Source organism: Clavibacter sp. VKM Ac-2873, assembly GCF_015351075.1.
Taxonomy (GTDB): Bacteria; Actinomycetota; Actinomycetes; order Actinomycetales; family Microbacteriaceae; genus Clavibacter.
Map to the genome: position 1 here is coordinate 53262 of NZ_JADKRS010000003.1, position 20223 is coordinate 73484.

A 20223-nucleotide genomic window follows, 5' to 3' on the forward strand; every position below is an offset into this window, starting at 1 on the left:
GGCCGCCCCGACGTCAGGATCCGCATGACCCACCCGCTCCCCCTGCACGTCACCGACGCCGACCTCGACGACCTGCGCGACCGGATCCGCCGCACCCGCTGGGTGCCGGAGTGGCCGGTCGACGCGTGGGAGGCCGGGACGGACCCGGCGACGCTGCGTCGCCTCGCCGCCGTCTGGGCCGACGGGTTCGACTGGCGGGCGCGCGAGCGGGAGATCCTCGCGTTGCCCTGGGCGGTCGCCGACATCGACGGCACGCCGATCTCGTACCTGCGCTTCGATGCCGAGCGCGCGGGGACCGCCGGCGGCCTCCCGATCGTCCTCACGAACGGCTGGCCGAGCTCCGCGCTGGAGCTCGTGCCGCTCGCCGAGCGGCTGTCGTCGCCCTCACGCTCCGGCGGCGACCCGGCCGACGCCGTCACCGTGATCGTGCCCGCGCTCCCCGGCTTCCCGCTCTCGCCGCCACGGCCGCGCATCGACGAGCGGACCCACGAGCTCTGGCACCGGCTGATGACCGAGGAGCTGGGGTTCCCGCGGTACGCGGCGCACGGCGGCGACCTCGGCGCGGGGATCACGTCGCGGCTGGCCGAGAGCCACCCGGAGGCGGTCGCGGGGATCCACCTGATGGCGGTCGCCGCGCCGCAGGACCTCGACGAGGCGACGCTCACGGACGAGGAGCGCGCGCACCTCGCCGAGTCCCGGGCATGGGATGCGGCCGAGGGCGGGTACCAGCACCAGCAGCGGACGCGTCCGCTCACGCTCGCGCCCGCGCTGCAGGACTCGCCCGTGGGCCTGCTGTCGTGGATCCTCGAGAAGCACCGCGCGTGGAGCGACTGCGGCGGCGACGTGTCCCGCGCCTTCAGCGACGACCACCTGCTGACGCTCGCCTCCCTCTACTGGTTCACGGGATCCATCGGCACGTCGCTCCGCCCGTACTTCGAGGACGGCTCCGGACGCATCGCGCCGGTCGGGCGCGTGCAGGTGCCGACCGCCGTCGCGGTGTTCCCGCACGACCTGGCGCGCCCGCCGCGCAGCTGGGCCGAGCGCACCTACGACGTGGTCAGGTACACGACCATGCCGCGCGGCGGCCACTTCGCGCCGCACGAGGAGCCGGGGCTGCTGGCGGACGACATCGCGGCGTTCCTGCGGATGCTGCGGTAGCGGGCGTCAGGCGGCGTCGATCCGCGCGGGCGCCGCGTCCCGCTCGCGCCCGGCCGGTGCGGCGACGCCCGGCGCCGACGCACCGGGCGGCACGTCCGGCGTCGCCGGGCGCCGCCGCGTCGGCCGGAACACCCACAGCTTGAACATCACGAAGCGCAGCACGGTCGCCACGAGGTTCGCCGCCGTCAGCACGAGGATCTCCACCTCGTGGCCGGCCCGGGGCGCCACGGCGTCGAGGATCACGAGCGACCCCGAGGTGATGCCCCACGCGAACGCGAACACCACGAGCCCCTGCAGCTGCTGGCGCCCGGCCCCCGCGCGCCCGCGGAACCCGAACGTGAAGCGGCGGTTCAGCGCGGTGTTGCCGACGGTCGTGATCAGGAGCGTGAGGAAGTTCGCGCTCAGCGGGCCGACGTCCGGCCGGAGCAGGGCGTAGACGACCGCGTAGGCGATCGTCGAGAGGACCCCGACGGCGGCGAACCGCACCACCTGCCCGCGGAGGCCGACGGGCGGCGCGACGAACGGGTGCCGGCCGATGGCGTCGTAGACGGGGTCGACCGGGATCCGGCCCGAGGAGAGGCCGCGGGACACGCGGAGCAGGCCGCGCAGGTCGTCGCGCGCGGTGGAGGCGATGTCGACGGAGGAGTCCGGGTCGTCCACCCAGTCGACGGGCACCTCGTGGATCCGCAGGCCGGCGTGCTCGGCCAGCACCAGCAGCTCGGTGTCGAAGAACCACGCGTCGTCCTCGACGAGCGGGAGCAGGTGCTCGGCGGCGACCCGCGTGATCGCCTTGAACCCGCACTGGGCGTCGGAGAAGGAGACGTTCATCGTGGTGCGCAGCAGCAGGTTGTAGGAGCGGGAGATGAACTCGCGCTTGCCGCCGCGGACCACCCGCGCGGATCCCGCCAGCCGGCTGCCGATCGCGATGTCGGAGTGGCCGGAGAGCAGCGACGCCACGAGCGGCTCGAGCGCGGCGAGGTCGGTGGAGAGGTCCTCGTCGACGTACACGAGCACGCGCGCGGGCGACGCCGACCACACCGCCTTGAGGGCGCGCCCCCGGCCCCGCCGCGGCAGGTGCACGGCGGTGACGCCGTCGAGCCGGCCGGCGAGCTCGTCGGCGATGCGCGCGGTGCCGTCGGTCGACGCGTTGTCGGCGATCGTGATCCGCCAGGTGCGCCGCAGCGACGCGCGGCAGAAGTCGTGCAGCCGCTCCACGTTCGCGGCGAGGGTGGCCTCCTCGTCGCAGCAGGGCACCACGATCTCGAGGTCGAGGTCGCGCGCCGGCTCGCGGCCGGCGGTTGCCCCGGTCACCGCGCGCCCCCGAGGTCGTACACGTCCTGGCCGCCGACGGTCCGGGCGGTGAAGTTCGCGACGACCCAGTCGTGGATCGCCGACGACTCGGGGGCCTTCGCCGCGAAGCGCCCGGACTCCTGCCCCGTGTCCGCGGCGATGTAGTAGCCGATGTCGCCCGCGGCCACGTGCGCCTGGAACTGGGCGAGGGTCGGCGCCGGGTCGTGCGACCACCCGCCGATGGCCATCACGGACGTCCCCGTGTCGAGCTCGAGCTGCGCGGCGGACTGCGATCCGTCCACCGCGGCCGCCCACCTGCGGGATCCGGCCGCCTGCAGCAGCGCGTCGAGCTCCGGCGACCCGGCCACGTGGCTGCCGCCGGTGGGGCCCGCTGCTGGCCGGTCGTCGGATCCCCCGCCCTCCTCCGGCCCGCTCCCCTCGCGACCCGCGCCGCCGCCGGGCCGGTGCCCCGCGGTGCCCGCCGACGCCTCCGCCCCCACGTTCGGCGTGGATCCGGAATGCCCGACCGTCGTCGTGGCGAACGCGAACGCGCTCGTCCCGGCGAGCCCGAACAGCGCGCCCGCGAGCGCCCCCGCGGTCACGAGCCGACGGCGCGACGGGGCGCCCCCGACCAGCACCGCGAGCGCGGAGAGGAGGCCGCCGCCGAGCACCACCCAGCGGAGCCCGGGGAACGCCGCGCCCTGCTCCGACAGGAGGATGCACGTCCAGACCGCCGTGCCGCCGACCATGGCCGCGAGGCCGACCCGGGCGAGGAGGCGATGCCGTTCCCCGACGAGGAGCACGCCGCCCGTCGCGACGAGCCCGCCGATCGCCGGCGCGAGGGCGACGGTGTAGTACGGGTGGATCGTGCCGGACATGAACGAGAACGTCACGCCGGTCACCAGCAGCCAGCCGCCCCAGAGCATCAGCCCGGCCCGCGCGGGATCCGCCAGGGGGCGGCGCCGCAGGACCAGCAGGCCGACCGCGAGCGCCACGAGGGCCGCGGGCAGGAGCCACGAGATCTGCAGGGCGTTCTCGTCGGTGAAGAGCCGCTGCACGCCGGTCGCGCCGCCGAAGGAGCTGAAGCCGGGGAAGTCGCCTCCCGGCTCGGCGTGCGCGGCGCCCACGCCTCCCCCGCCGACGATCCGGCTGAGCCCGTTGTAGCCGAACGCGAGGTCGAGCACCGAGTCGTCGGTGGATCCGCCCACGTACGGCCGCGCGTCCGCCGGCCAGAGCGCGACCACGAGGACCCACCAGCCCGCGGAGACGACGACGGATCCGGTGGCGATCGCGAGACCGACCACGCGCTTCCGCCACGTGGCCCGCGCGGCCAGGAGGTAGACGAGGCCGAGCGCCGGCAGCACGAGGAAGCCCTGCAGCATCTTGGTGAGGAACGCGAAGCCGATCGCGACGCCCGCCAGCGCGATCCACCGCCAGCTGCCCCGGGGCAGCGCCCGGACCGTGCAGTAGGCGCCGGCGGTCATCAGCAGCACGAGCAGCGCGTCCGGGTTGTCGAAGCGGAACATGAGCGCGGCGGCCGGGGTCGCCGCGACGACGGCCCCGGCGACGAGGCCGCCCGCGTCGGCCGCCGTGCGCCCGAGACCCGCGAGCGTGCGGCGCACCGTCGCCCAGGTGAGCGCCACCGTGCCGACGCCCATGAGCGCCTGCGGCACCAGGAGGCTCGTGCTGGAGAACCCGAGGATCCGGGCGGAGAGCCCCATCACCCACAGCGAGGCGGGCGGCTTGTCGACCGTGATGAAGCCCTGCGGGTCGAGGGATCCGAAGAAGAGGGCCGTCCACGACTTCGTGCCCGACTGCACCGCGGCCGCATAGAACGCGTTCGCGTACCCGGAGACGCTGAGGTCGCGCAGGTAGAGCACGGCGGTCACCGCGAGCAGCGCCCACAGCGCGGGGCGGAGCCAGCGCGCGTCCTCCCGGTCTCCGAGGAACGTGCGGGCGAGGAGGCCGCGGTGGCGGGCATCGGCGGGTGGGATGGGGGTCGGCGGGCGGTCGCCCACCGGGGCGGGGGAGGTCGTCATGGCGAGGAGTCTGGGGACGGGCGCCTCGCGTCCGCTGGTGGGGATCGAAGAGATCCGTATGACCCGGCTGACGATCCGCCCGCGCACCGCGGGACGATGGTGAGGCACGCGCCGGGTCACGGGACGCGCGGGACCCGAGAACTCGCTCGACCGACCCGATGCGCGTGGGACCCTCGCTCCGTGCCCGCCGCCGAACGTCCCGCGCCCCTCCCCGTCCCCGTCGTCCACGCCGAGCTGGAGGGTCCGCACGAGATCGAGCTGGTCGTCGGGGTCGGCTGCCGCGACGAGCCGCCCCACCTCGCGGGCATCACGCACCTCGCCGAGCACCTGCTCATGGTCCTCTCGGGCCCGGATGCGACGGCGCGCAACGGCAGCACCCTCGACCGGAGCGTGGTCTTCTCGAGCGCGTCGGCCCGCGACGAGTGCGAGGACTCCATCCGGCGCATCTGCGATGCCATCACCCACGTCGACCGGCTCACGGAGGAGCAGGTGGCGCGCGAGCTCGCGATCATCGAGATGGAGGACCCCCTGCGCTACGAGGGGCTCGCGCCCGGGCTCGCCACGATCCGCTTCGGCTACGCCGGACCCGGGCTCGTCGGCGCCGGGACGCCGGCCCTCGCCAGCGTCACCCGGGACGAGGTCGTCGCCTGGGTGCGCGAGAGGTTCACGGCCGACCGCGCCGTGGTCCTCGTCACCGGCCCGTGGGCGGTCGCGCCCGCGCTCGAGCTCCCCGCGCCGTCCGCCGGGCGCGTGCACCGCGCGTCGACGGCTCGCGGGACGACCACGCCGGTGGCGGTCCCGACGGAGCTCCCCGGCGTGGCGGCGTCCGTGGTCGTGCCCGCGACGGTGTCGCTCGCCCTCGACCACGCCCTCTCCGTCGACTGCCATCAGCGCCTCCGCATGGAGGAGGGCCTGACCTACACGGTCGACGTCCACGCATCGCGCATCGACGACGACGCCGTGCAGCTCGACATCGTGGTCGGCGCCCCTCCGCAGCACGTGCGCGCGGCGACGGTCCAGACGGTCGCGCTCCTGCATTCGATCGCCGTGGAGGGGTTCTCGCCGCTCGGCATCGCCCGCGGTCGCTCGGACGCCCAGCTCCTCCTCGAGGCGCCGCGGCGCCTCATCCAGGCGCGCGCCTCGGAATCGGCGTCCGCCCTGCTCTTCGGCGACGACACGGTCGACGTCGAGGACCGGCTGCGGGCCGGTGCCGCCATGGACGGGGAGACGCTGCGCCGGGCCTGGGCGGAGGCGCTGCCCTCCCTCATCGTGATGTTCTCCGAGGAGGCGGACACGGGCGATCCCGAGGTCCTCGCGCGGGAGATCGGGATCCGGATCGACGACATGGCGCCCTCGCGCTCCCTCTCCCCCGAGGAGTTCGCGAGCGCCGTCCGCGGCCTGCGCACGTGGCGCAGCGGGATCGCCCCGTTCCCGGCGCGGAGCACGTTCGCCGTGGACGCCACGCGGCTCCTGATCCTCATGGACGGCCGGTCCTGGTCCATCGACCTGGAGCGCGTCGTCGTCGCGCTCGTCTCCGACGAGTCGGTGGTGCTGGTGTCGGAGGACGCGCGCCTGTTCCAGATCGGCACCCGCTCGCTCCGGCGCGCATCGGAGCTGGTCGAGGCCGTCGTCGACGCCGTGCGCGCGATCGCCCCCGAGCGCGTGCGCCGCCTCCCCTCGCGCTGACCCGCACCGTCACGACGGACGGCCACCGGTCCCCTGCGGGATCCGGTGGCCGTCGTCATGCGAGGAGGCGGGTCAGCGCTTCTTCAGCGCCCCCGTCGACCAGAGCGCCAGCGCGATGAGCACCGGCTGGAAGAACAGGCGGCGGAAGCGCTTGGCGTCGGTGTCGAGGCCGAACGCGTCGCGCTTGTGGACGTACTGCGCGATGTTGCCCGGGAAGATCGCCGTGAAGAACGCGGCGGCCGCCCAGCCCGCGAGGCCGCGGCGCGAGCGCGCGAACAGCAGGGCCGAGCCGAGCGTGATCTCCGCCACGCCGGATCCGATGACGGTCACGTCCTCGGGCACCGGCAGCGACTTCGGGACCTGCGCGCGGAACTCCTCGCGCGCCACCGTGAGGTGCGAGACCCCGGCGAACGCGAGGAACGAGCCCAGCACCACGCGGGCGGCGGTGCGCGGCAAGGACGTGCGGGTGACGCCGGCCATCAGTCGTCCGAGACCGTGACGGTGACCTCGATGTTGCCGCGGGTCGCGTTCGAGTAGGGGCAGACCTGGTGGGCCTGGTCGGCGAGCTCCTGCGCGAGGTCGTGCTCGACCCCGGGGATGACGACCTCGAGGTGCACGGCGAGCTGGTAGCCGCCCTGCCCGTTGGATCCGATGCTCACGCGGCTGCCCACGCTGGAGTCGGCGATCTTCACCTTGCGCGCGCGGGCGACGCCCTGCAGCGCGGAGTGGAAGCACGCGGCGTAGCCGGCGGCGAACAGCTGCTCGGGGTTCGCGCCCTCGCCCGATCCGCCCATCTCCTTGGGGATGGAGAGGTCGAGCGCGAGGTCGCTGTCGCTGACGGCGACGCGGCCGTCGCGGCCGGCTCCCGTGGCGAGGGCCTCGGCGGTGTAGAGGGCGTCCATGTGGTTCCTTCCGTTCGTGGCCGCTCGTGGCGGCCGGTTCGCCGCGGCGGATGCGCGGCCGGTGGGTGGTGCGGATCAGGGGGTGCGGGTGCGCGCCGACGCCTCGGCCGGCCGGGTCGCGGGGTGCGCGAGCGCCTCGGCCGTGGCGTCCTGCATGCCGGCGGTCAGCAGGTGCAGGGTGGCGAGGAGCTGGCGCGCGCGGTCGAGGTCGAGTCCCATGCCGCGGATGATCGCCGCGGGCACGTGCGCGAGCTCGGCCCGCACCGTGCGTCCGCGCTCGGCGAGCGACACCGTGACCACGCGCTGGTCGGCGGAGATCCGGCGGCGGGCGATGAAGCCGGCCTCCTCCATGCGCGCGAGCAGCGGCGACAGCGTGCCCGAGTCGAGGTCGAGCTGCTGCCCGAGCTCGGTGACCGTGCGGTCGTCGCCCGACCACAGCAGCACCAGCACGAGGTACTGCGGGTAGGTGATGCCCCACGGCGCGAGGAGCGCGCGGTAGGCCTGCGTGGTCGACCGCGACGCCGTGTAGAGCGAGAAGCAGACCAGCTCGTCGGCGATGCGCGCGGGCGGCGCCGTCTCGTCGGCGGGGGCGCAGGGCTCGCGATCGGTCATGGGTCGACCCTGCCATGGAACAAGGTTGTGCGCAATTCATCTCGGGCGATGCTCAGGCGGCCGGCACCGCCGCGTACCCTGGAGCGACATGATCACGAGACGAGAGGCCGCGCTGCGGCTGGGCATCCCGCTGGAGATGGCCACGCGCCACGGCATCCCGGGGCGCGTCCCCGAGTCCGAGATCGCGGCGATGGATGCGGATCCGCCCGCCTGGCTCGCGCAGTCCCGCGCCAACGCGACCGGCAAGCGGCCCGTCTGGGTGCAGCTCACGTGCGAGATCTGCGGCTTCACCGAGGCCGTGCGCCCGAAGAAGTGGTGGCCGGAGTTCTCCCACCTCTCCTGCGAGCGACACTCCCCCGACGAGCTCCCCGAGCCCGCGCTCGGCCTCGCCCGCCGCGAGGTCGACGGGATCGGCAGCCGCTTCGTGGGCGTGGTGGACGAGCGGCCGTAGCCGCACGGACGCGGAACCGACCGGCCGGGGGACATCACGGGACCCCTCGCCCGGCCCGCTCAGACCTCGCGGGCGAGGGAGGCGAGCACCTCGCCGGCGGGACGGTCATCCGCGAGCCGCCAACCGGTGCCGGCCCAGAGATGCACCGCGCTCGCGTCGCCGAGCGCGGCGGCCGCGGAACGGATCGGCCGGGTGAGGTGGTGGACGGCGGGGTACGCCGCCGGAGCGTCGGAGTCGTGATCCTCGACGAAGCGGTTGACCAGTGCGCGCGCGAGACGGCCCGTGAAGGCCCGCGTCAGGGCCGTGCGATCGAACACCGGATCGATCAGCGCGTCCTTGTGCACGCGTGACGCTCCGCTCTCCGGCGAGCGCAGCAGCACGGTGCCCACCGCGACCGCCGCCGCGCCCGCTCGGAGGGCCGGCGGGACCGCGCCCGGCGACGCCATGCCGCCCGCGCCGATCACGGGCAGCCCCGAGGATCGACGGACCTGCTCCACGAGATCCGGCAGGGACAGCGCGGACGGGGCTCCCCGCGGGTCGATCACCCCGGAGTGCCCTCCCGCGTCGGCGGCCTGCACGACGAGCACGTCGACGCCGAGGTCCTCCGCTGCGCGCGCCTCCCCCGCGGATGTGACGGTCTGCACCGTGAGGGAGCCGCGAGCACGGAGGCTGCGGATGAGGTCCGCGGACGGGAGACCGAACGTGAAGCTGACGAGCGGGACAGGGTCCGAGAGGAGGAGCTGGACCTTCTCCTCCCAGCGGTCGTCGTCCTCGTGGAGGTCGGGGAGCTCGAGCACCCCCAGCCGCTCGGCCGTCGGCCGCAGCGCCGCACGGTACCGATCGTGCTCGCGCACCGAGGCCCGGGAGGCGTGGGGCACGAACAGGTTCACGCCGAACACGGCCGTCCGCTCCCGGACCGCCTCGATCTGCGTCCTCAGCGCCTCGGGCGTGAGGTAGCCCGCGGCGAGCTGCCCGAAGTGCCCGGCCGTCGCGGCCGCGATCACGAGCTCGGGGGTCGAGGCCCCGCCCGCCATGGGCGCGGCGAAGACCGGCGCGCGGTCCGCGAGGAGGCGAGGCAGGGGCACGGTCGCGGTCACGGCCTCCTCCGCCCGATGAGGCGCGCCCCCCGCGTGTCGTGGACGCGCGGATCGGATCCGGCCGCGCCCCCGGTAGCCGGGCCGGTCACGCAGCCACGGTCGCGGTGCCCGCGTACGCCGGCCCGCCCTCGCGCAGCGCCGGGCAGTGCTCCGGCGTCGGGTGCAGGCAGACGTCGATGACCCGCTCGAGCTCCTCGCGCGCCCGCTCGAGCTCGGCGATGGCCGCGGTTATCCGGTCGCGCTCGGAGCGCAGCAGCGCGAGCGACTCGGGCGCCGCGACGCCGGTGTCGACGCTCGGGAGCAGCTGGCGGATCGTGCGGCTCGGGAGGCCCGCCGCGAACAGCTGCTGGATCAGCTGCACGCGCTCGACCGCGGCCTCCGGGTAGACGCGCTGGCCGCTCATCGTGCGCTCGGCCGGCAGCAGGCCCTGCTCCTCGTAGTACCGGAGCGCCCGCGTGCTCACGCCCGCGCGCCCCGCCACGTCGCCGATCCGCAGCATGCCGTCCTCGTCCCTCGTGGTGATGGTGGTGATCCTGTCGATCCGCCGGGCGGACTTGCCCTTCACGTCGACGTCAACTCCTAGCGTAGGCCGCGCCGCACCGCGCGAACGACGCGGGCGGCAGGAGGAAGAGCACGCATGGACATCCAGGATCAGGTCGCCCTCGTCACCGGCGCCAACCGCGGCATCGGCCGCACCTTCGTCGAGGAGCTGCTCGCGCGCGGCGCCCGCAAGGTCTACGCGACCGCGCGCCGCCCCGAGGCGATCGACATCCCCGGCGTCGAGGTGCTGCGCCTCGACCTCGCCGACCCGGCGTCGGTGGCCGCCGCGGCCGAGGCCGCGCAGGACGTGACGCTCGTGGTCAACAACGCGGGCATCTCCACGGGCGCGACGCTCGTCACGGGCGACATGGCGGAGATCCGCCGCGAGATGGACACCCACTTCTACGGCACGCTCGGCGTGATCCGCGCCTTCGCGCCCGTGCTCGCGGCCAACGGCGGCGGCGCGATCGTCAACATCCTCTCGGCGCTGTCGTGGTTCTCGACCCCCGCCAACGGCGGCTACGCGGCGGCGAAGGCGGCCGAGTGGAACATGACGAACGCGGTGCGGCTGGAGCTCGCCGGGCAGGGCACGTTCGTGCAGGGCGTGCACCTCGGGGCGGCCGACACCGACATCATGGCCGGCTACGACGGCCCGATGATCGACCCTCGCGACGTGCCGCGGGCGTCGCTCGACGGGCTGGTCGCCGGATCCTTCGAGGTCGTCGTCGACGAATGGAGCCGCATGGTGAAGGACTCGCTGGCCGGCGACCCCTCGCCCTTCTACGAGAAGATGCGCGCGATCCTCGGCTGATCCCCGCGGCCGGGCGCCGCGGCCCTCAGCCCGCCGTGACGCGCACGGATCCGCCCTCGAGCACGAACTCGAGCGCCGTGCCCTCGGGGAACTCGTCGCGGAGCTCGGCCGGCATGTCGCCCGTGACCGTGAGGACGCCGCGGGCCGGGAACGAGCCCGCCGCGCACCCGCCGACGGGGTTCGCCCCGCGGGCGAAGCGCGGGGCGACGACCGTGACGCACGCCTCGTCGTCCGCGGGGTTCTCGAGGCCGATGACCGTGAGGCCGTGGAACTCGCCGACGCCCGTGGCGACGTCCTGGTACCAGTCGTCCCAGCGGTCGGGGACGGGGCGGTCGGGATCCAGCGCGACGGTCCCGACGTCGCGGCCCGTCATCGACGTGAGTCCCGAGGTGAGCGCGACGGTCGCGCCGACCGCGACGAGGACGGACGCCGCCCAGAGGATCGCGGTGCGGCGGCGCCGCGGGGACGCCGGGCGGGCGGCGGCGGCCTCGGCCGGGCCCTCCTCGGCGGCGTCGCGGTCGTCCTCGGCGGCGTCGCGCTGGTCGGCGGACGGATCCGCGGGGGCAGCCGGGGGCGCAGCGAGGGGCGCGCGCGCCGGCGCGGAGGCCGAGGACCCGGCGCCCGACCGGCCCTGCTGCGACTCCAGCTCCCGCAGGCGGTCGAGCTCGGCCTCGTCGAGGTCGGGCCGCGGTCCGTACGCGCGACGGCGCAGCTCCCGGAGCTCGCTGCGCTGCGCCTCGTCCATGCGCCGATCCTGTCACCGTGCGGCCCGCGCGTCCCGGGTCGCGGCCGACCCTGTCCGCCGGGCGACCGCGCGCCTACGCTCACCCCATGCTCACCGAGACGGACCTGCGGCTCCCCGACGGCCGCACGCTGCACTGCTACGACACGGGACCGGGCGACGCCGCCGACCTCGTGGTCGTCTACCACCACGGCACCCCGAACGTCGGGCCGCCGCCCGCGCCGCTCGTCGAGGCGCCCGCGGGCCGCGGGATCCGGTGGGTGTCGTACGACCGGCCGGGGTACGGCGGATCCACCCGGCGCCCGGGCCGGACCGTCGCCGACGCGGCCGCCGACGACGCGGCCGTCGCCGACGCCCTCGGGATAGACCGCTTCGCCGTGCTCGGGCACTCGAGCGGCGCGGTGCTCGCCCTGGCCGCCGCGGCCGCGCTCCCGGGGCGCGTCCTCGGCGCGCTGTGCGGGGCCGCCCTCGCGCCCGTCGATGCGGAGGGCCTCGACTGGTTCGCCGGCATGCACGCGGGCGGCGAGCGGGAGCTGCGCGCGGCCCTCATGGGCGCGGAGGCGCTCGAGGCGGAGCTCGCCGCGTCCGAGTTCGACCCGGCGATGTTCACCGACGGCGACCTGCGCGCGCTCGAGGGCGACTGGGCGTGGCTGGACCGGGTCGCGGCGCACGGGCTGGATGCCGGGCCCGGCGGCATGGTCGACGACGACCTCGCGCTCGTCGCCGCCTGGGGCGTCGACCTCGCGGCCATCCGCGCGCCGGTGGTCCTCCTGCACGGCGACGCCGACCGCATCGCGCCCGTCGCCCACGCGCGCTGGCTCGCCGACCGCGTGCCGGGCGTCGAGCTCGTGATCCGCCCGGGCGACGGCCACATCGCGGTGCTGCACGGCGCAGCCGACGCGCTCGGGCGGCTGCGGGACCGGATCCGCGCGGCCGGCTAGGCGTCCGCGCCCGGGTCCATCCAGAACGGCGAGTAGTGGTAGCCGTCGAGGTCGTCGAACTGGCGCTGGTACATCGCGGGGTGCTCGTCGGTGTCGCCGATGCGGCCGCCGGCCGCGCGGGCCCGCTCGACGAGCGCGTCCACCGCCGCGCGGCTGTCGAGGTCGAACGAGACGTTCACCTTCGAGGGCGAGTCGGGGCCGCCGACCAGCTCCTCGACGCCCCCGACGCTCGCGTACATCTCGCGGCTGGCGAGCATGACGAACTGGTCGGGCGCGATCGCGAAGCACGCGTTCCGCGGACCGGACATGGCGTCGATCCGTGTCCAGCCGAGAGCGGCGTAGAAGGCGGCCGCGCGTGCGACGTCCGCGACGGGGCAGGTGAGGAAGAGGCTCATGCGGACGACCCTCGCGCGTGGGGAACCCGTTGTCGAGACCCGTGCGCGCGCCGGCCTGCCTGGCCTCGAGACGGCTCTCGCCGACCCGGACGGATCCGGATCGGCGAGAGGGAGGTGGAGCGGCGCGGGTCAGTGCCCGCGCGACACCCGCCGCGGCAGGGCGAACACGAGCGCGAAGGCGGCGACCGCGAAGATCGCGCTGACGCCCATCGCCTGGGCGGACGCGTCGGTGAACGCCTGCGGCACCATCTGCGGTCCGCGGATCCCGGCGCCCGCCACGCCCGCGAAGAGCACGCTGCCGATCACCGCGATGCCGACCGCCGAGCCGACGCGCTGCACGGTGCCGATGACGCCGGATGCCGCGCCCGCCTCCGCGGGGTCGACCGTCGCGACGATGAACTGCGCGTTCGGGGCGATGAAGAGGCCGTTGCCGATGCCCGCGAGCAGCAGCGGGACGAGCAGCATCCAGCTGTTCAGGTCCGCGGCCGCCGTGTTCAGCAGCACGAGCCACAGCCAGATGAGGCCGACGCTGACGAGCGCCGTGCCGATCACGAGCACGGTGCGGCCGAGGCGGTTCGTCAGGCGGTTGCTCTGCGAGGAGCCGACGATGCTGCCGATCGCGAACGGGATCGAGACGAGGCCCGACGCGAGCGCCGAGTTGCCGAGGCCCGACTGCCACAGGATCGAGATGGTGAAGAAGATGCTCGTGAAGGCCGCGAAGTAGACCATCGCGAGGATCACGCCGCCCGTGAACGCGGCGTGCGAGAACAGGTGCGGCGGCACGAGGACGCCCTTGGAGCGCTTCGTCTGCATGACCTCCCACGCGCCGAAGAGCGCGAGGAGCACGACGCCGCCGGCGAGCGAGAGGTAGGTCCAGAGCGGCCAGCCCTGGTCCTGGCCGTCGATCAGCGGCACGAGCAGGGCCACGAGGCCGGCGCTCACGAGGAGGATGCCGACGAGGTCGACGCCCGATGCCGCGGGGGCGGCGGCCTTCGTCGGGGCGCCACCGCCCTGCGCACCCGGGCGCTGCCCGGACTGCGCGCGCACGTCGCCCGCGACCTCCTCGGCCACCTTCCGGCTCGGGAGCAGGAAGATCGCCGCGATGACGGTCGCGAGGCCGACGGGCAGGTTCACGAAGAAGACCAGGCGCCAGCCCGACTCCTCCCCCGCCGCCTGGATGATGAGGCCTCCCACGATCGGGCCGAGGGCGGAGGAGACGCCGATGACGGCGCCCATGATGGCGAACGCCTTGCCGCGCGCCTGCGGCGGGAACAGCAGCTGGATGAAGGCGGTCACCGCGGGCACGAACAGTCCGCCGGCGAGCCCCTGCACCACGCGCGCGATCACGAGCTGGAGGTCGTCCTGGGCCACGCCGCACGCGAGGCTGGCGAGCGTGAAGAGCGCGATGCCCGTCACGAACACCCACTTGTGCCCGTAGCGGTCGCCGAGTCGGCCCGCGGGGATCAGCGCGAGGCCGAACGCGAGCGCGTAGCCGGAGATGATCCAGCTCAGCGTCGACTCGGAGGCCTCGAGGCTCGTGCGGATGGTGGGCAGCGCCACGTTCACGATCGTGGTGTCGAGCAGCGCGATGAACATGCCGGCCAGCAGCACGATGAGCGCCTGCCAGGCGCGGCGCGAGACGACGGGGGCGGCGGGCCGGGCGGCGCCGGGCGTCCCGGACGCGCCGGTGCCCCCGGCCGCCGGGCGGGCGGATGCGGTGGTGTCGGACATGGGGTCCTTTCGTGCCGGCGCGGGCGTCGGCGGTGGTGGTGCGAGCGGATCCGGCCGGCGAGCGCGCGAGCGGGCGACGAGGGCGCGGGACGGGAGGTCGGGCGCCTCTCGTGCGGGCGGACGGCGTGCACGGAGGAGGATCCGCGGCGGTGCGGGAGAGACGGCCGGGCGGATGCGCCCGTCGCGCCAGTCTGGCACCGGTTGACCCATGCGGCCTATCTCGATGTCCGGCCACAGCCTCCCGTCATCGGAGGGCGCCGCATCGCGCGTGTCCGCACCCGCGCCGCCGCCGCCGCGCCGCCGCGGGGGAGGGTGTCCGCGCCGGCGGACGACCGGCCCCTACCGTGGGCCCGCCGCGCCGGATCGGGCTCGCGCATCCCCTCGTCATCCACCCGGAGGCTCCGTGCCCGTCCCTCGCCGCCGGCTCCGCCGCGCCCTCGTCGCCGCGCTCGTGGCGGGCGCCGTCGCGGTCGCCCAGCTCCCCGCATCCGCAGCCCCGGCGGAGGCAGCCGGCGACCCCGGGGCCACGGCCGCTCCCTCGTCCGCATCCGCCACCGCGGCGTCGGGCACCGGCGCCCGCCAGATGGAGCGCCTCGACCGCGCGCCGGAGGCCACTGCGGTCCCGGGCGGCGTGCACCTCTCCTGGCGCATGCTCGGCACCGACCCCGACGCGATCGCGTTCGTCGTCGACCGCGACGGCTCGCGCATCACGCCGTCACCGCTCACCGACGCCACCGACCTGCTCGACCCCGACGGCGGGCCCGACGCGCACTACGTCGTCTCGAGCGTGCTCGACGGCGTCGAGGCGCCGGTCACCGGCTCGTTCGGCGTGCGCACCGGCCCGTACACGTCGGTGCCCCTCGACCGGCCCGCCGACGGCGTCACACCCACGGGCGAGTCGTACGGCTACAGCGCCAACGACACGAGCGTGGGCGACGCCGACGGCGACGGGCAGTACGAGCTGTTCGTCAAGTGGGACCCGAGCGACTCCAAGGACAACAGCCAGGCCGGGTACACGGGTCCCGTCCTCCTCGACGCGTACCGGCTCGACGGCACCCGCCTGTGGCGCATCGACCTCGGCCCGAACATCCGCGCCGGGGCCCACTACACGCAGTTCCAGGTCTACGACTACGACGGCGACGGCCGGGCCGAGGTCGCGATGAAGACGGCCGACGGCACGGTCGACGGCCAGGGGAACGTGCTCGGCGACGCGTCCGCCGATCACCGGAACCCCGCCGGACGCGTGCTGGAGGGTCCCGAGTCGCTCACGGTGTTCGACGGGCTCACGGGCGCCGTCATCGACAGCGTGCCGTACGACCCGCCGCGCGGCGCCATCGCGTCGTGGGGCGACACCTACGGCAACCGGGTCGACCGCTTCCTCGCCGCCACCGCCTACCTCGACGGCGAGCGCCCCAGCCTCATCGTGAGCCGCGGCTACTACGCGCGCACGGCCATCGCCGCCTACGACCTGCGCGACGGGCATCTGGTGGAGCGGTGGATCCTCGACAGCGCCACCCCGGGCAACGCGGCGGCCGCCGGCGAAGGCGACCACGCCATGGAGGTCGCGGACGTCGACGGCGACGGGCGCGACGAGATCGTGTTCGGCTCGATGACGGTCGACGACGACGGGACGCTCCTCTACTCCACCGGCCTCGGGCACGGCGACGCCCTGCACGTGGCCGACCTCGTGCCGGACGACCCGGGCTACGAGGTGTTCGCGGTGCACGAGATCATGTCCCGCTCGGGCGATCGGGCGGCGACCATGCGCGACGCCCGCACCGGCCGCATCCTCTGGAGCATCCCCGGCGACCACGACACGGGGCGCGGATCCGCGGCCGACGTCGATCCCCGCCACCCCGGCGCGGAGGCGTGGGCGTCGGGGCTCGGGCCCGACGGGAAGGACCACCCGCAGCTCCGCTCGGCGGACGGCGACCTCATCGCGAACCGCATGCCGGGCACGGTCTTCACGGCGTGGTGGGACGGGGATCCGCTCCGCGAGATCGTGGACGACGACTACGACGCCTCGATCGGCGCCGGCACGCCCCTCATCGCGAAGTGGGACTGGGCCACCGCGACCCAGCGCACGGTCCTCCGGGCCGACGGCGCCCTGAGCGACAACGGCACCAAGGGCGACCCGATGCTCCAGGCCGACCTGATGGGCGACTGGCGCGAGGAGCTCGTGTGGCGCAGCGCCGACTCGAGCGAGCTGCGCATCTACTCCACCACCGACCAGTCGGACATGCGGCTGCGCACGCTCATGCAGGACCCCGTCTACCGGCTGGCGGTCGCGTGGCAGAACACGGGCTACGACCAGCCGCCCGAGGCGAGCTACTTCATCGGCGCGGGGATGGGCACGCCGCCCGTGCCGCGCATCCGACTCGCGGGGCCGGACGGTGGGCCTGCGGACGCGCCTGCCGACGCGGCCGGATAGCGTGCCCGTTCCGTCATCCGGCGGATGCGCCCGCGGCGGCCGCGTCGATACCGTGGGCGGATGAGCGCCGCACCCGCACCCGACAGCGTCGACCGGTTCTGGGTGCGCCCGCGGCCCGACCGCGCCGGGCTGCGCTTCGACGTGCTCCTCGCGCTGGTGATGCTCGTGCTCACCACCGGGAGCTGCATCATCTCCTACGCGGTGGGCATCTTCCCGTCGCGGCCGCCGATGTGGGTCATCGTCGCGTGGATCCTCGTGATGAGCCTGCCGCTCGCCCTCCGCCGCCTCCAGCCGGAGGCGCTCACGCTCCTGGTGAGCGCGGTGTACATCGTCGGCGTCTACCAGCGGGTGCCCGAGACGATGTTCGCCAACATCGCCATCTTCATCGCGTTCTACTCTCTCGGCGCGTGGGGCCGGAACCGGGTGCGCGCCCGCATCGTGCGCGGGGTCATAGTGCTGGGGATGTTCGCGTGGCTCTTCGCGACCCTGCTGCAGGCCTCCGGCTTCCTCGCCATCAGGGGATCGCGGTTCGACAACGCCCCCGCCGACGCCTGGGTGTCCGCCCCCGTCGCCGCTGGCCTCATCTCCATCATCACGAACCTCCTCTACTTCGGCGGCGCCTGGTACTTCGGCGACCGGGAATGGGCGTCGGCGCGCGACCGCTGCGCCCTCGAGACGCGCACGGCCGAGCTCGCGACCGAGCGCGAGCGGGTCGCGGAGCAGGCCGTCACGCTCGAGCGGGTGCGCATCGCCCGCGAGCTGCACGACGTCGTCGCGCATCACGTCTCCGTGATGGGCGTGCACGCGGGCGCGGCCAGGCGCGTCCTCGCGCGCGACGCCGAGAAGGCGGCGGCATCGCTCGGCATCGTGGAGGACAACGCGCGCAGCGCCATCGAGGAGCTACACCGCATGCTCATCGCGCTCCGGCAGGAGGACGACGGCGCGGGATCCGATGGCGCCGCCGACTCCGATCCGACCCGAACCGCATCCACCCGCGGCGTCGACCAGCTGCACGAGCTCGTGGCGGATGCGCGCGGAGCCGGCCTCGCCGTCGCCTTCGACGTCATCGGCACGCCGCGGCCGCTCACGCCCACGGTCGACCTCATCGTCTACCGGGTGGCGCAGGAGTCGCTCACGAACGTGCGGAAGCACGCGGGCACGGGCGCCCGCGTCGACCTCCGCCTCCGGTACCTGGCCGACCGCGTCGAGGTGGAGGTGAGCGACGGCGGTCCCGCGGGCGCGGCGGCGTCGGCGGCCGCGGGTGGCGTGCGGAACGGGCCCGGCGGCCTCGGCCAGCGCGGCATGCGGGAGCGCGTGGCGGCGGTGGGCGGATCCATCGAGATCGGCCCGAAGGCCCGCGGCGGCTACCTCGTGCGCGCCTCGGTGCCGACCGGGCCGACGCCGGTCGTGCCGCCCGTGCCGCTGCCCGTCCCGGTCGACGTGACCATCCCCGAGGAGACCCGCGCATGACCGCCGACCCGACCTCCCCCGCGCCCGGCTCCCCCGCGCCCGGCTCCCCCGCATCCATCCGCGTCCTGCTCGTCGACGACCAGGCGCTCGTGCGCGCCGGGATCCGGGTGATCCTCGAGAGCGAGGACGGCATCGAGGTGGTCGGCGAGGCCGCCGACGGCGAGGAGGGCGTGCGCCTGGCCGCCGCGCTCGCGCCCGACGTGATCTGCATGGACGTGCAGATGCCCCGCGTCGACGGCCTCGAGGCCACGCGGCGCATCGTCGCCGACCCCGCGATCCGCGCGGGCGTCCTCATGCTCACGACGTTCGACCGCGAGGACTACCTCTTCACCGCGCTGGATGCGGGCGCGAGCGGCTTCGTGCTGAAGAGCGCATCGCCCGAGTCGCTCGTGGAGGCCGTGCACGTGATCGCGCGCGGCGACGCGCTGCTCTCGCCCGACGTCACGCGCCGCGTCATCGAGCGCTTCGGCCGCGGATCCGCCGACGCCGCCTCCCCCGCGCCGATCCCGACGATCCCGACGGACCCGCGCGTGCAGACCCTCACCGACCGCGAGCTCGAGGTGCTGCGGCTCCTCGCCGAGGGGCTCGCGAACGCGGAGATCGCCGAGCGCCTCTACCTCGGCGAGGCCACCGTGAAGACGCACGTCTCGCGCCTGCTGCTGAAGCTCGGCGTGCGCGACCGCGTGCAGGCGGTCGTGTTCGCGTACGAGCGCGGGATCGTGGTGCCGGGGGCGAGCTGACGGCGGCGGATCCCCGCGGCCCTGTCCACGGGCGTCGGGCCGCACCTAGGGTGGCGCCATGGATTCCCCGCCGTTCCTCGTCGGCTACGCCGTGTTCCTCGTGCTGGTCCTCGTCGCCGGGCTGACGGGCTTCGGGACATCGCGGGATCGGCGCGGGCCGCGGACCCGCCGAGGGAGCACGCGGAACGACGGCGGCGGCATGTACGTCCCGACCGACGCGTGGAGCGGGCACATGGCCGACGGGCACGGCGGAGGCCACGGTGACGGCGGGCACGGCGGGCACGGCGGGCACGGCGGCGACGGCGGTGGCCATGGCGGCGGAGGCGACGGCGGAGGCGGAGACGGTGGAGGCGGCGGCGGCGACTGACGTCCACCGCCCCTGGCAGGTCGGGCCGGGCTAGAACCCGCCGCGCTGCGACATCGGGGACAGCACCAGCTCGTCGATCCGCACGTGCGGCGGCGAGGCGAGCACGAACATCGCGGCGCGCGCCACGTCCTCGGGCGCGAGCATCGCGGCGCGCTCGGCGGCGTCGGGCACGGTCGGCCGGAGCGCGAGGAAGTCGCTGTCGATGGTGCCCGGGCAGAGGTGCGTGGCGCGGATCCCGGCGCCCGCCTCCTGCGCGTTGAGGTCGCGCACGAGCGTCGAGAGCGCCGTCTTCGAGGCGCTGTAGGCGACACCGGCTCCGGGCGAATGGGTCCACGCCGCGTACGAGGAGACGAGCACGACCGTGCCGCCGGAGGCCCGCAGCAGCGGGAGCGCGGCGGCCACCTGGTGCGCGGGTCCGGTGAGGTTGGTCGCGACGATGCGGTCGAAGTCGGCGAGGTCCTGATCGGCCCAGGAGCGGCGCGGGGCGTTGAGGCCGGCCGCGACCACCACGCCGTCGAGCCGGTCGAGGCCCGCGACCACGGCGGCGAGCGCGGCGTCGTCGGTCACGTCGAGCGGGGCGACGACCGCGGTGGATCCGAGGTCGTCCACCAGCGCGCGCGTCTCCTCGAGCGCCTCCCGGCGGCGGCCCGAGAGCACGAGGTGCCAGCCGTCACGGGCCGCGGCGACGGCGGTCGCGCGGCCGACGCCGGATCCCGCGCCGCTGATCCACAGGGTCCGCAGGCTCGCCGCTCCCTCCCCCGGCGCGTCGCGTTCGTGGTCGTCGTGCTGGTCGTGCGTCCGTGCTCCGGACATGGCGGTC

Annotated in this window: 20 protein-coding genes; 9 read left to right on the forward strand and 11 right to left on the reverse strand. The window is 75.2% G+C overall.

What is annotated here, in order from left to right:
* The first annotated feature begins 24 nt into the window (after positions 1–24).
* Complete coding sequence (locus ITJ44_RS10165) at positions 25–1158, forward strand: epoxide hydrolase family protein (RefSeq protein ID WP_194635156.1); 1134 nt, start codon at positions 25–27, stop codon at positions 1156–1158.
* Positions 1159–1164: 6 nt separating this feature from the next.
* Here ITJ44_RS10165 and ITJ44_RS10170 read toward each other — a convergent pair whose 3' ends face one another.
* Both ITJ44_RS10170 and ITJ44_RS10175 read right to left on the reverse strand, forming a co-directional pair.
* Complete coding sequence (locus ITJ44_RS10170) at positions 1165–2469, reverse strand: bifunctional glycosyltransferase family 2/GtrA family protein (protein WP_194635158.1); 1305 nt, start codon at positions 2467–2469, stop codon at positions 1165–1167.
* On the reverse strand, positions 2466–4487 hold the full coding sequence (locus ITJ44_RS10175) for a glycosyltransferase family 39 protein (RefSeq protein WP_194635160.1): 2022 nt from the start codon (positions 4485–4487) through the stop codon (positions 2466–2468). The genes ITJ44_RS10170 and ITJ44_RS10175 overlap by 4 nt, the downstream gene beginning before the upstream one ends.
* Before the next feature lie 180 nt (positions 4488–4667).
* Between ITJ44_RS10175 and ITJ44_RS10180 the strand changes: the two genes are divergently transcribed.
* On the forward strand, positions 4668–6173 hold the full coding sequence (locus tag ITJ44_RS10180; protein ID WP_194635162.1) for an insulinase family protein: 1506 nt from the start codon (positions 4668–4670) through the stop codon (positions 6171–6173).
* 72 nt (positions 6174–6245) lie between these two features.
* Here the strand turns inward: ITJ44_RS10180 and ITJ44_RS10185 are convergent, their stop codons facing one another.
* The 3 genes from ITJ44_RS10185 to ITJ44_RS10195 form a co-directional block, all read right to left on the reverse strand.
* Positions 6246–6653, reverse strand: coding sequence for a hypothetical protein (locus ITJ44_RS10185; RefSeq protein ID WP_194635164.1), 408 nt, complete (start codon positions 6651–6653; stop codon positions 6246–6248).
* On the reverse strand, positions 6653–7075 hold the full coding sequence (locus ITJ44_RS10190) for an organic hydroperoxide resistance protein (protein WP_119372287.1): 423 nt from the start codon (positions 7073–7075) through the stop codon (positions 6653–6655). The genes ITJ44_RS10185 and ITJ44_RS10190 overlap by 1 nt, the downstream gene beginning before the upstream one ends.
* 75 nt (positions 7076–7150) lie before the next feature.
* A complete protein-coding gene (locus tag ITJ44_RS10195; RefSeq protein ID WP_194635166.1) occupies positions 7151–7687 on the reverse strand; it encodes a MarR family winged helix-turn-helix transcriptional regulator in 537 nt (178 codons plus the stop codon).
* 88 nt (positions 7688–7775) lie between these two features.
* On the opposite strand from ITJ44_RS10195, the gene ITJ44_RS10200 reads away from it, so the two are divergent.
* A complete protein-coding gene (locus ITJ44_RS10200; RefSeq protein WP_194635168.1) occupies positions 7776–8138 on the forward strand; it encodes a hypothetical protein in 363 nt (120 codons plus the stop codon).
* A 59-nt stretch (positions 8139–8197) separates the two neighbouring features.
* On the opposite strand, the gene ITJ44_RS10205 is transcribed toward ITJ44_RS10200, so the two are convergent.
* Positions 8198–9235, reverse strand: coding sequence for an NAD(P)H-dependent flavin oxidoreductase (locus ITJ44_RS10205; protein WP_370551671.1), 1038 nt, complete (start codon positions 9233–9235; stop codon positions 8198–8200).
* An 85-nt stretch (positions 9236–9320) separates the two neighbouring features.
* Positions 9321–9800, reverse strand: a complete 480-nt coding sequence (locus ITJ44_RS10210) for a MerR family transcriptional regulator (protein WP_370551672.1) — start codon at positions 9798–9800, stop codon at positions 9321–9323.
* Between the two features lie 72 nt (positions 9801–9872).
* Here ITJ44_RS10210 and ITJ44_RS10215 point away from each other — a divergent pair, with 72 nt between their 5' ends.
* Positions 9873–10586, forward strand: a complete 714-nt coding sequence (locus tag ITJ44_RS10215) for an SDR family oxidoreductase (protein WP_194635170.1) — start codon at positions 9873–9875, stop codon at positions 10584–10586.
* 25 nt (positions 10587–10611) lie between these two features.
* Here ITJ44_RS10215 and ITJ44_RS10220 read toward each other — a convergent pair whose 3' ends face one another.
* Positions 10612–11331 (reverse strand): hypothetical protein, encoded by a 720-nt coding sequence (locus tag ITJ44_RS10220; protein WP_194635172.1) that lies wholly within the window; start codon positions 11329–11331, stop codon positions 10612–10614.
* An 86-nt stretch (positions 11332–11417) separates the two neighbouring features.
* Between ITJ44_RS10220 and ITJ44_RS10225 the strand changes: the two genes are divergently transcribed.
* Positions 11418–12269 carry an alpha/beta fold hydrolase gene (locus ITJ44_RS10225; RefSeq protein WP_194635174.1) on the forward strand — a complete coding sequence of 284 codons (852 nt, stop codon included), beginning with the start codon at positions 11418–11420 and terminating at the stop codon, positions 12267–12269.
* On the opposite strand, the gene ITJ44_RS10230 is transcribed toward ITJ44_RS10225, so the two are convergent.
* On the reverse strand, positions 12266–12664 hold the full coding sequence (locus ITJ44_RS10230; protein ID WP_194635176.1) for a VOC family protein: 399 nt from the start codon (positions 12662–12664) through the stop codon (positions 12266–12268). The genes ITJ44_RS10225 and ITJ44_RS10230 overlap by 4 nt on opposite strands.
* Before the next feature lie 129 nt (positions 12665–12793).
* On the reverse strand, positions 12794–14395 hold the full coding sequence (locus tag ITJ44_RS10235) for an MFS transporter (protein ID WP_194635178.1): 1602 nt from the start codon (positions 14393–14395) through the stop codon (positions 12794–12796).
* Between the two features lie 403 nt (positions 14396–14798).
* On the opposite strand from ITJ44_RS10235, the gene ITJ44_RS10240 reads away from it, so the two are divergent.
* From ITJ44_RS10240 to ITJ44_RS10255, 4 genes are read left to right on the forward strand one after another with little or no spacing between them, the layout of a single operon-like run.
* Positions 14799–16826 (forward strand): rhamnogalacturonan lyase, encoded by a 2028-nt coding sequence (locus tag ITJ44_RS10240; RefSeq protein WP_370551673.1) that lies wholly within the window; start codon positions 14799–14801, stop codon positions 16824–16826.
* A 60-nt stretch (positions 16827–16886) separates the two neighbouring features.
* A complete protein-coding gene (locus ITJ44_RS10245) occupies positions 16887–18296 on the forward strand; it encodes a sensor histidine kinase (protein ID WP_194635182.1) in 1410 nt (469 codons plus the stop codon).
* On the forward strand, positions 18293–19036 hold the full coding sequence (locus tag ITJ44_RS10250) for a response regulator transcription factor (RefSeq protein WP_194635184.1): 744 nt from the start codon (positions 18293–18295) through the stop codon (positions 19034–19036). The genes ITJ44_RS10245 and ITJ44_RS10250 overlap by 4 nt, the downstream gene beginning before the upstream one ends.
* A gap of 58 nt (positions 19037–19094) precedes the next feature.
* On the forward strand, positions 19095–19403 hold the full coding sequence (locus ITJ44_RS10255) for a hypothetical protein (RefSeq protein ID WP_194635754.1): 309 nt from the start codon (positions 19095–19097) through the stop codon (positions 19401–19403).
* Positions 19404–19433: 30 nt separating this feature from the next.
* On the opposite strand, the gene ITJ44_RS10260 is transcribed toward ITJ44_RS10255, so the two are convergent.
* Positions 19434–20216 carry an SDR family oxidoreductase gene (locus ITJ44_RS10260; protein WP_194635186.1) on the reverse strand — a complete coding sequence of 261 codons (783 nt, stop codon included), beginning with the start codon at positions 20214–20216 and terminating at the stop codon, positions 19434–19436.
* Positions 20217–20223: the final 7 nt, after the last annotated feature.

Coding starts and splice junctions, on each gene's coding strand:
- ITJ44_RS10220 (WP_194635172.1), bottom strand. CDS start 11,331: ATGGACGAGGCGCAGCGCAGCGAGCTCCGGGAGCTGCGCCGTCGCGCG.
- ITJ44_RS10185 (WP_194635164.1), bottom strand. CDS start 6,653: ATGGCCGGCGTCACCCGCACGTCCTTGCCGCGCACCGCCGCCCGCGTG.
- ITJ44_RS10190 (WP_119372287.1), bottom strand. CDS start 7,075: ATGGACGCCCTCTACACCGCCGAGGCCCTCGCCACGGGAGCCGGCCGC.
- ITJ44_RS10195 (WP_194635166.1), bottom strand. CDS start 7,687: ATGACCGATCGCGAGCCCTGCGCCCCCGCCGACGAGACGGCGCCGCCC.
- ITJ44_RS10260 (WP_194635186.1), bottom strand. CDS start 20,216: ATGTCCGGAGCACGGACGCACGACCAGCACGACGACCACGAACGCGAC.
- ITJ44_RS10200 (WP_194635168.1), top strand. CDS start 7,776: ATGATCACGAGACGAGAGGCCGCGCTGCGGCTGGGCATCCCGCTGGAG.
- ITJ44_RS10250 (WP_194635184.1), top strand. CDS start 18,293: ATGACCGCCGACCCGACCTCCCCCGCGCCCGGCTCCCCCGCGCCCGGC.
- ITJ44_RS10245 (WP_194635182.1), top strand. CDS start 16,887: ATGAGCGCCGCACCCGCACCCGACAGCGTCGACCGGTTCTGGGTGCGC.
- ITJ44_RS10165 (WP_194635156.1), top strand. CDS start 25: ATGACCCACCCGCTCCCCCTGCACGTCACCGACGCCGACCTCGACGAC.
- ITJ44_RS10215 (WP_194635170.1), top strand. CDS start 9,873: ATGGACATCCAGGATCAGGTCGCCCTCGTCACCGGCGCCAACCGCGGC.
- ITJ44_RS10175 (WP_194635160.1), bottom strand. CDS start 4,487: ATGACGACCTCCCCCGCCCCGGTGGGCGACCGCCCGCCGACCCCCATC.
- ITJ44_RS10225 (WP_194635174.1), top strand. CDS start 11,418: ATGCTCACCGAGACGGACCTGCGGCTCCCCGACGGCCGCACGCTGCAC.
- ITJ44_RS10255 (WP_194635754.1), top strand. CDS start 19,095: ATGGATTCCCCGCCGTTCCTCGTCGGCTACGCCGTGTTCCTCGTGCTG.
- ITJ44_RS10230 (WP_194635176.1), bottom strand. CDS start 12,664: ATGAGCCTCTTCCTCACCTGCCCCGTCGCGGACGTCGCACGCGCGGCC.
- ITJ44_RS10235 (WP_194635178.1), bottom strand. CDS start 14,395: ATGTCCGACACCACCGCATCCGCCCGCCCGGCGGCCGGGGGCACCGGC.